At 73.0% G+C, this 9,458-nt stretch carries 7 protein-coding genes; 1 reads left to right on the forward strand and 6 read right to left on the reverse strand.

Annotation, left to right across the window (positions count from 1 at the left end):
• Positions 1 to 47: 47 nt before the first annotated feature.
• From ACJOT3_RS28280 to eccD, 4 genes are read right to left on the reverse strand one after another with little or no spacing between them, the layout of a single operon-like run.
• On the reverse strand, positions 48 to 344 hold the full coding sequence (locus ACJOT3_RS28280) for a WXG100 family type VII secretion target (protein WP_406976171.1): 297 nt from the start codon (positions 342 to 344) through the stop codon (positions 48 to 50).
• A 48-nt stretch (positions 345 to 392) separates the two neighbouring features.
• Positions 393 to 719, reverse strand: coding sequence for a hypothetical protein (locus ACJOT3_RS28285; protein WP_406976172.1), 327 nt, complete (start codon positions 717 to 719; stop codon positions 393 to 395).
• 26 nt (positions 720 to 745) lie between these two features.
• The gene (gene eccB / locus ACJOT3_RS28290) at positions 746 to 2,209 is read right to left on the reverse strand and encodes a type VII secretion protein EccB (RefSeq protein ID WP_406976173.1); all 1,464 of its coding nucleotides are present in this window, start codon (positions 2,207 to 2,209) and stop codon (positions 746 to 748) included.
• A 3-nt stretch (positions 2,210 to 2,212) separates the two neighbouring features.
• Positions 2,213 to 3,613 (reverse strand): type VII secretion integral membrane protein EccD, encoded by a 1,401-nt coding sequence (eccD, locus tag ACJOT3_RS28295; protein WP_406976174.1) that lies wholly within the window; start codon positions 3,611 to 3,613, stop codon positions 2,213 to 2,215.
• A gap of 250 nt (positions 3,614 to 3,863) precedes the next feature.
• Between eccD and eccCa the strand changes: the two genes are divergently transcribed.
• Positions 3,864 to 7,859 carry a type VII secretion protein EccCa gene (gene eccCa / locus ACJOT3_RS28300; RefSeq protein ID WP_406976175.1) on the forward strand — a complete coding sequence of 1,332 codons (3,996 nt, stop codon included), beginning with the start codon at positions 3,864 to 3,866 and terminating at the stop codon, positions 7,857 to 7,859.
• Between the two features lie 63 nt (positions 7,860 to 7,922).
• Here the strand turns inward: eccCa and ACJOT3_RS28305 are convergent, their stop codons facing one another.
• Both ACJOT3_RS28305 and ACJOT3_RS28310 read right to left on the reverse strand, forming a co-directional pair.
• Complete coding sequence (locus ACJOT3_RS28305) at positions 7,923 to 9,212, reverse strand: S8 family serine peptidase (RefSeq protein ID WP_406976176.1); 1,290 nt, start codon at positions 9,210 to 9,212, stop codon at positions 7,923 to 7,925.
• A gap of 54 nt (positions 9,213 to 9,266) precedes the next feature.
• Positions 9,267 to 9,458, reverse strand: a 192-nt coding sequence (locus ACJOT3_RS28310) for a hypothetical protein (RefSeq protein WP_406976177.1), incomplete at its 5' end; no start/stop codon positions are given.

The raw sequence follows: 9,458 nt of genomic DNA on the forward strand, positions 1-9,458 counted from the left end.
GGGCCCGCCGCCCGGTGCGGCGGGCCCGCGGGATGGCGGCTCCGGGCTCAGCCCAGGGCCTGCCACTCGTTGGCCTCGCGGTTGTCGGTCGTGCCGTAGTTGTCGCCCGAGTTGTTGAGGGCGACCTGCGCGGCGCCCAGCAGGGTGCGCATGTCCGCGAGGTTGAGCGACCAGTTCTGCATGGCCACGTCGTAGGCCTCGGCGGTGGCGCCTTCGAGTTCGCTGCGCACGGCGGCCATCTGCTGCTGGAGGTCGTCCAGCGCGTTCTCGACGTTGCCCATCTCCGTCTGGAGGTCGATCGACCCCTGGCTCAGGGCGTTGAAGTTGACGTGGAAGCCCGACATCGTTCTCTCGTTCCGCTCGGGGGGTGGGTTGGAGGGGCCGCGCGGGCCTCAGGCGCTCGCCTGGTTGGGGTTGAGCTGGTTGATCCAGGACGAACTCTCAAGGATGTTGGTGTCCTCCACCGTGTGCATGGCGTTCACGGTGCCGCCGAAGGTCTCGACCATCTGGTTCATGCCGTTGGTGATGAGCCGCAGCTCCTCCAGCCACAGCACCAGCGCCTCGCTGTAGGTGTTGCCCGCGCCGCCCTGCCAGCCCGGGCGCAGGGCGTCGCGGGCGGCGTCGACGCGGGTGTAGACGGAGTCGCAGCGGCCGTGCGCCTCGGCCATGGCCTCGCTGGCGATCCTGTTGGCTTCGTCGGTATTGCGCATCGTGCTCATGACGGCGCTCCTTTCTCCGCGGTCCCTCAGACCGCTTCCTGCGCTTCCCCCGGGCACGGCTGTGCCGCGGGGTCTTGGGGTGAGGTGAGGGGCTGGGCCGCCAGGGCCGGGTGCAGCATCGGCCCGGTGGGCAGCAGCCTCAGGAGGGAGTTGGGGGTCGTGACGGCCTCCTCCTCGGTGTAGCCGAGCGCGGTGACCGTGTCGGCGTCCAGCAGCGGGAACTTGGCCGCGTCCTCGGTGACCAGGTAGTAGGTCGGTGCGTCGCTCCTCCCCGCCTCGGGGGCGGCCCGGACCAGTGCTCCGCCACCCGCGGGCACGCCCACCAAGTCGGGGGTCGGGCAACCCGGGGAGAAACCGGGGACCTGCTGGACCGGCAGCGCCGTGATCGAGGAGTCGGGGGACAGGGCCAGAGAGCTCTCCCCGGAGGGGTCGACGACCAGGCAGGGGTTGCCCGAACCCTCGGGAACCGCCTCGGGCGGGACGGCGGGCAGCCCGGCCGCCAGTACCTCTCCGGCCTCGGCGTCGGGGGCCAGCAGCCTCTGGACCTCTCCGGCGGACAGCGTCGCCGCCGTGGGCTCCGCCCCCGCGTACGCCTCCTCCCGGGTGGCGGGGGAGGCCAGCAGGAGGGCGGCCTCGGTCGCGGTGAGCGGGACCAGGCCGTCCCGGGTCAACAGGTAGTCCTGGGAGGCGCCGTTCCCCGCGGGGACGGTGAACAGTGTGCCCACCCGGCGCGCCTCCAGGCCCGCCACGCCGGAGACCTCGCCCAGGCCGGGCACCGCCGGGGCGGTGAGTCCGGGGCCCTCCGGCACCGCGGCCAGGAAGGAGTCCGACACCGGGAGGGCCGGAACCGTGCCGTAGCCCATGGCCTCCACGGCACCGCCCGCCACGTCCAGTTCCAGGCGGCTCCCCGCCCACAGCAGGTGGCGGCGCCCGTCGGGCCCGACCACGGGGACGGCGTACTCGGGGGGCGGCACGACCATGCCCTCGGCGTCGTCCAGGGTCAGGGAGGTGCGGGGGGCGTCCCCCTCGGCGGAGGGCAGCGCGCACAGCCGCCACACCGTGCCGATCTCACCGGTGGGCAGGGAGTCGGGTGCCGCGGGGATGCCGACGGGGCCGCCGCGCGGCACCCCTTCCAGGGAGGCTTCGCGGACCAGGCTCACGGCCATGCCCTCCCCCTGGATGAGCCGGGCGGAGGTGTAGTTGTCCACGGGGCGCAGCACCCCCTGGGAGTACAGGTAGGAGGCGCCGGTGTCGCGGACCAGGATGAGCCGCCCCTCCTGGCGCCAGGAGGTGGAGCCGCCGGGGAAGATCAGCCCGAACACCAGGAACCCCACACACAGGACGGCCCCCAGCGCCAGGCCGATGTAGAACGTGTTGCGGGTGCGGCGCAGGGGCGCGTCCACCGCGTTGGGGTCCGACTCCAGCATCGCGGTGCCCAGGCGGCCCATCATGAAGTCGTGTGCTTGGACCCGGTCGCGTCGTGACTGCACCGCTCAGCCCCCGATCGCGCGAAGCAGGCCGTACACCCCGAACAATCCCAGGACCAGCGGAACGACCGCCACGCCCAGGACCGCCTGGAAGATCTCGGCGGCCCGGCCCCAGTGGGGCAGCATGCGTTTGCCCGGCACGGACCAGGACAGGACGGCCAGCGCCCCGGCCACCGCGGCCAGGACGAGCATCGCCGTCAGGACGGTGAACCCCTCCGGCTCGCGGGTGAGGTACAGCACGAGAGCGACGGCGGCGGCCACCGGCGGCGCCGTGTGGGAGAAGCGCTGGCGGGCCGAGGCCATGCCGCGGGTCTGGAGCAGGACGACCAGGGCCGTCACGACGCACAGGGAGATCGCGACCCAGCCCCCGGTCCAGGCCAGCACGACCAGGGTGATGGTGAGGACGGCCCCGGTGGCGGCCAGCAGCCCGGTCTGGAAGTGGTCGGCCAGTGTGCCGCGCTCCAGTACCTGGCGGGCCGGGTAGGGATCGATCTCCTCCTGGAGCTGCTCGGGGTTGGAGGGCAGCGACGGCAGCCGCATCCCCGACAACCGGAAGGACAGCTGCGGGGAGAACGTCGCCACCAGCAAGGCCAGGGCCGCCGTGCCGCCCGCGGCGGCGCCGACCGTGGCGCCGGGGATGAACATCACCATGATGGCGCCCAGCGCCGTCAGCAGGTGGAAGGTGAACACCCCGGTGAAGAAGGGCACGGAGCCCGCGACGGCCGCGACGCCCAGGGTCGTGGCGCCCGCGCCCGCCATGGCGCCGGTCAGGATCTGCGCGCCGGTCAGCAGCGTGCCCGGTTGCCCGGTGGGCAGGGCCGCGCCCGCCAGGGTCATGTACAGCACGGCGCAGGCCGCGAGCCCGGTGGAGGCGACCGGGTCGCCCATGGCCCGCGAGGCGGATACGGAGCCCAGGAGCATCAGGACCGCGCCGCCCGCTCCGGCGATCACCGTCAGCTGGGGCCGGTCGCCCAGGAACAGCACCAGGGCGCCGAGCAGCAGGGCGCCCAGGGCCAGTGCCTGGAGCGTCACGCGGGTGTGCGAGGGCGACCAGCGGTCGGCGCGGTCGGCGGTACTGACCGCCACCCCGGCCACGAGGTCGTCGAAGTGGATGGGGGGCAGCTGGTCCCGGCGCGGCCGCAGATAGAGGGTCTCGCCGTGGTAGAGCCCCAGGGAGGCGAGGGTCTCGTCCGCCGGCACGGGCTCGTCGCCGAGCTGTTGCAGGATCCAGCCGTCGTGTTCGAGGCCGCTCTCGTCGAGGTCCTCACCGTCCTCGTCCTCCGCGTACAGCACGAGGGTGGGCAGGAGCTCGGCCACGGGTACGTCCGTGGGCACGGCGATCTCGAAGGTGCGGTGGGGCGCATGCACCACGAGGCGACAGGGCTCCGCCCCAGAGGGGTCGCTCATCCGGTCTCCAAGCAAGGGGGAACTGTTGCTTAATGCCTGAAAAGTCACGGGCTTGGCGGAACATTAACAGTGTCTTGGGTGATTACGGAACTGGATCAGCCGATTTTTCGGCCTTGTGTCATCTTCTTGACACTGGTAGGAGTATCAGACCTGGTCGAATGAGGGTCGGCCGAATCCCTTTCTGTTGCCCTACGTCCGAATTACCTTAAAGAAACCTTAAGGTTCCACAGCCGTTCCGGAGGTATAGGTTTTGAGTACCATCCTTGTCCGGCGCCCGCCGCGCAGGCCGGGACCGGACATGCCCTCGGGGGACATCAGCCTTCAGGAGCCCCCCGAGCTGGCCGAGCCGCAGGCCAACAGCTCGTCCGTCTTCATGTACCTGCCGATGGCGCTGACCTCGATGGCCATGATGATGCTGTTCATCCGCCCCGGCTCCTTCGGCGGGGGCGGCGGCGGGGGTGCCGGGGTCATGCCCTACGTCGCGGGCGGCATGATGCTCCTGGGCGCCGTCGCCATGCTCGGCGGCCAGTTCGTCCGCACCGCCATGGAGCGGCGCCGCAAGCTCAACGGCGACCGCCGCGACTACCTGCGCTACCTCGCGCAGATGCGCACCCGGCTGCGGGAGGTGGTCACCGAACAGCGCGACGCCATGCTGTGGCGGGCACCCCACCCCGAGGCGCTGTGGTCCCTGGTGCGCACCTCCCGGCTGTGGGAGCGGCGCGCCGAGGACGAGGACTTCGCGGAGGTGCGCGTCGCGGTGGGCGAGCAGGCCCTGGCGATGACGATCTCCCCGCTGTCCTCCAAACCCGTCGAGGACCTCGAACCCCTCAGCGCCCACGCCCTGCGCCGGTTCATCCGGGCGTACAGCATGGTCGAGGACCAGCCCGTGTCCCTGTACCTGCGGGGCTACGCGCGGATCTCCGTGCGCGGCGAGACGCGGACCTGCCGCGGACTGGTCCGCGCCCTGGTGGCCCAGCTCGCGGTCGCCCACGCCCCCGACGAACTGCGGATCGCCGTGTGCGCCTCCGACGACGCCCGTCCGCAGTGGTCCTGGGGCAAGTGGCTGCCCCACCTCCAGCACCCCACGGAGACCGACGCCGCCGGCAGCCTGCGCTACTTCGCCGGAGACGCCAACGACCTGGAGGCGCTGGCCGGGGCCGACCTCACCGACCGGCCCGGGTTCGACCCCCTCGCCTCCCCGGACCGGGAGGAGCCGTTCTTCGTCATCATCGTGGACGGCGGCCGCGTCCCGCCGGGTTCGCGCCTGGTGGGCGGCGGTTACCGCAACGGTGTCGTCATCACCGTGGACGACCGGGAACCGCTCCTGGACGACCCCGGGGTGCTCAACCTGCGGGCCACGCCCACCTCCCTGGTCATCCTGGACCGGGACAACAACGGCCGTCCCGTGGAGACCCGTGTCGGCCGCCCCGACTCCCTCAGCGTGGTCCAGGCGACCGCCCTGGCCCGGATGCTGTCCCCGTACCGCATCAGCCTCTCCGCGGAGATCACCGAGCCGCTCACCACCGACTTCGAGCTGACCGCCCTGCTCGGTATCCCCAACGTCCACCTGCACGACGTGGAACGCGCCTGGCGGGACCTGGGCCCGGCCCGGCGGCTGCGCGTCCCCGTGGGCATCTCCGCCGACGGCTCTCCGCTGGAGCTGGACCTCAAGGAGTCGGCGCTGGGCGGCATGGGCCCGCACGGCATGCTGATCGGCGCCACCGGGTCGGGCAAGAGCGAACTGCTGCGCACCCTGGTCCTGGCGCTGGCCCTGACCCATTCCTCGGAGACCCTGAACTTCGTATTGGTGGACTTCAAGGGCGGCGCGACCTTCATCGGCCTGGACGGTCTGAAACACACGTCGGCGCTCATCACCAACCTCGCCGACGAGGCCGTTCTGGTCGAGAGAATGCAGGACGCCCTGCACGGTGAACTCGTCCGCAGGCAGGAGCAGTTGCGCACGGCGGGCAATTTCAGTTCTGTGCACGAGTACCAAAAGGCACGGGATTCCAATCCGAATCTCGATCCGATGCCCACATTGTTCGTGGTCGTGGACGAGTTCAGTGAGCTGTTGGCCGCGCACCGCGACTTCATGGACCTGTTCGTCATGATCGGCCGCCTGGGGCGCAGCCTGGGCGTGCACCTGCTGCTGGCCTCCCAGCGCCTGGACGAGGGGCGCATGCACCAGCTGGAGAGCCACCTGTCCTACCGCATCGGTCTGCGGACCTTCTCGGCGATCGAGAGCCGCGGGGTCCTGGGCGTGCCCGACGCCCACCAGCTGCCCTCCGCACCCGGCAACGGGTACCTCAAGTGGGACACCGACACCCTCACCCGGTTCAAGGCCGCCTACGTCTCGGGTCCCCACCGGGTCGCCGTCCGCACCGCTCAGCGGGCCGCCACGGGCGGAGAGGTCGTTCCCTTCACCGAGCTGTACCGGATGCCGCAGGCTCCGGCCGCCGTCATCGAGCCCGATCCGGAGGAGCAGAACGAGGGCGAGGCCCCGACCCTGCTGGCCGCGGCGCTGGACCGGCTCAAGGACAAGGGCCCGGCCGCCCGGGAGGTGTGGCTGCCCCCGCTGGGGACCCCGCCCCTGCTGGACGAGCTGCTGGCCCTGGTCGGCCGCCGGGTCGCCCCCGGGGGCCTGGCCTGGGGGGACCACACCCTCCTGAGCGTCCCGGTCGGCCTCATCGACAAGCCCTTCGAGCAGGCCCGCCCGCCGCTGGTGGCGGATATGGCCGGACAGGGCGGCCACGTCGGGATCGCGGGCGGCCCGCAGAGCGGCAAGAGCACCCTGCTCGCCTCGCTCATCCTGTCGCTGGCCATGACCAACACCCCCGCGCAGATGCAGTTCTACGGCATCGACCTGGGCGGCGGCGTCCTCCAGTCCCTGCGCGAGCTCCCGCACGTGGGCAGCGTCGCCTCGCGCACCGACGAGCGCCGCATCATGCGCACCATCTTCGAGATGCAGGAGCTGATCACCCGCCGGGAGACGCTCTTCGCCGAACACGGCATCGACTCCATGGCCACCTACCGGCGCAGGCGGGCCGCCGGGGAGTTCTCCGACGACCCCCACGGCGACGTCTTCCTGGTCATCGACGGCTGGGGCACCATCCGCCAGGACTTCATGGACTCGGTGGCCACCCTCATCCAGCTCGCCCAGCGGGGTCTGACCTACGGCCTGCACCTGATGGTCGCCTCGCCGCGCTGGGCCGACTTCCACACCGGCATCCGCGACCTGCTGGGCACCCGCTTCGAGCTGCGGCTGGGCGACCCCGTGGACTCCGCGGTCCACATGCGCGCGGCCCAGACCGTGCCGCGCGTCCCCGGCCGGGGCATCACCGAGGACAAGTCCCACTTCCTGACCGCGCTGCCCCGGGCCGACGGGGTCGCCGACCCCGTCACCGTCACCGAGGGGTCCGCCGAGCTGATCGAGCGGGTCAAGGCCGCCTGGGACGGGCCCCGGGCCCCCGAGGTGCGCACCCTGCCGCCGCTGGTGCGCGTGGAGGAGATGCCGCCGGTGGAGACCACCGACAACGGGGCGCTGCGCATTCCGCTGGGGGTGGAGGGCCGTCGGATGAAGCCGTTCGTCCACGACTTCTCCACCACGCCGCACCTCCTCGTGGTGGGCGACACCGAGTCGGGCAAGACCAACGTCCTGCGCCGCGTCCTGGACGCCATCACCCGCGACGCCGATCCCAACGGGGCCCGCGTGGTCCTGGTGGACCAGCGGCGCGGGCTGTTCGGGGCGGTCCCCCAGGAGATGCAGCTGGGTTACGCGGTCTCCGCCGACAGGGCCCGGGAGATGGTGGTCGCGGCCGCGCAGGCCATGCAGCAGCGGCTGCCCGGACCGGACATCACCCCCGACCGCATCCGGCGGCGCGACTGGTGGGAGGGGCCGGAGCTGTACATCGTGATCGACGACCTCGACATGATCTCCGGCAGCGGGCCCAGCCCGCTCGCCCCGCTGGTGCCCATGTTCGCCCAGGGCGCCGACATCGGCATGCACCTGGTCCTGGCGCACGCCGCGGGCGGTTTCGCCCGCCGGGTCACCGGCGACCCGGTGCTCCGCTCGATCATCGACATGAACACCCCGGGCATCCTGCTGTCCTGCCCGCCGACGGAGGGCACGGTGTTCGGCATGCGGCCGAAGGTGCTGCCGCCCGGACGCGCCATGTGGGTCTCGCGGCGCGACCCGGTCGAGGTGCAGCTCGCCCGCATGCCCGAGGAAGAGGAGGCCCGGGGCTAGGAGCCCTGACCGCGACGGGCCCGGGGAGCGTACGCTCCCCGGGCCCGTCCCGTTCCGGCCTGCTCAGTCCTGCCCGCCGTCCTTCTCGTCGTTCTTCTCGCCTGGCCTCTCCCCGGGCCGGGCCGGGCGCCAGCCGCGGGCCCGGCCCCCCGCCAGCACCGGGCGCCCCAGGGCGGCCAGGGTCACGACGAGCACCGTTCCGCCGACGGTCAGGACCACCGGCAGGGAGTCCATCTCCCCCCGGTCGGAGGGATCGGGTACGAACTCCGCGCCCTCCACCGTGCCGCCCCGCCCGCCCGGGGCGGCGACCAGCGCGCCCACCGGGTCGATCCGCCCGCTCCCGGTCACCGGGTCCGCCGACCCCAGGGCCGACGGGTAGGCGGTGGCCGCCAGGCGCTCGCGCAGCCGCTCCGGGGTCAGGTCGGGCTCCCGGGACAGCAGCAGCGCCGCCGTCCCGGCGGTGAACGCGGCGGCCACCCCGTCGCCCTGGCTGGTCCGGTGCCCCTCGCCACCCGGGCCGATGCCCAGCACCTGGGAGCCCGGGGCGACCAGGTCCACCCGGGCGGGTTCGGCCTCGCCCTGCACCACCATGACCTCCTGTACGACCGGTCGGCCGTCGGGGGCGTGGGCGGCGACCGCGAGCACCGTCGACTCCCGGGCGGGGTGCCCGGGCCGGGTGCCGTCGCGGCCCCACACCGAAGCGGGCGCCACCACCAGCACCCCCGCCTCCTCGGCGGCGGCCGCCGCCTCGCTCAGTTCCGCCGAGCCCTCCGTGACCGCCGTACCTACGAGCACCACGCGGGCTTCGGACTCCACGGCCGACCGGAGCGAGGCCGCCAGCTGCGCGGCCGTCACCTCCCCGGTCTGTGGATCCCCCGTGGCCACGCCCAGGATCCGCGCCCCGGGCGCCACGCCCACGAACCCGCTGTCGGGCCGGGGGCGGGCGGCGACGATCCCGGCCAGGAAGGTGCCGTACCCGCGGCAGTCCGTGTCCGTCCCGCCGCCCGTCACGGCGTCCTCCAGCGCCGGCGCCCCGGCGTCCAGCCCCGAGGCCAGGACCGCGACCGTCACCCCCTCGCCCCGCGACAGGGCGTGGGCCTCGTCCAGGCCGAGCGCCCCGTGCGTCCAGGGCAGGTCCTCGATGACCCGGTCCGAGGACTCCGCGCAGGCGGCGTCGGAGACATCGAGGATCTGCGGCACCGCCGCGTCGTCGGCGGGGGCGGACGGTGCCGGGGACGGGTCTTCTGGCGCGGCCGAGGCCGCCACCGGGGACAGGGCCAGGGCCAGCGCGGCCGCGCCGCAGACCAGCACGCGGTGCGGGCCCCGCCCGGGGGGTGTGGGGGGACGGTCCATGGACTCCATCCAGGAGGTGAGGGGGTGGCCGGACTCGGCGAGCGCTCAGCCTACCTAGCGTAGGGCCCCCTGAGGAACCCGGGCCGCGTACTCGTCCACCAGCTTTCGGAGCGTGTCCACCTCGGCGCGGATCCGCCGGATCTCCTCGTCCCGGTTCCGGAGCACCGACGCCAGCTTCTTCGCGGCCGTGTCCACCTCCTCGGCCGACCTCCGGAGGTCGGCGGCGTTCCCACCGGAGTTCCGGAA

The sequence above is a fragment of the Nocardiopsis protaetiae genome, assembly GCF_045446735.1.
In the GTDB taxonomy this organism is placed as follows: Bacteria; Actinomycetota; Actinomycetes; order Streptosporangiales; family Streptosporangiaceae; genus Nocardiopsis; species Nocardiopsis protaetiae.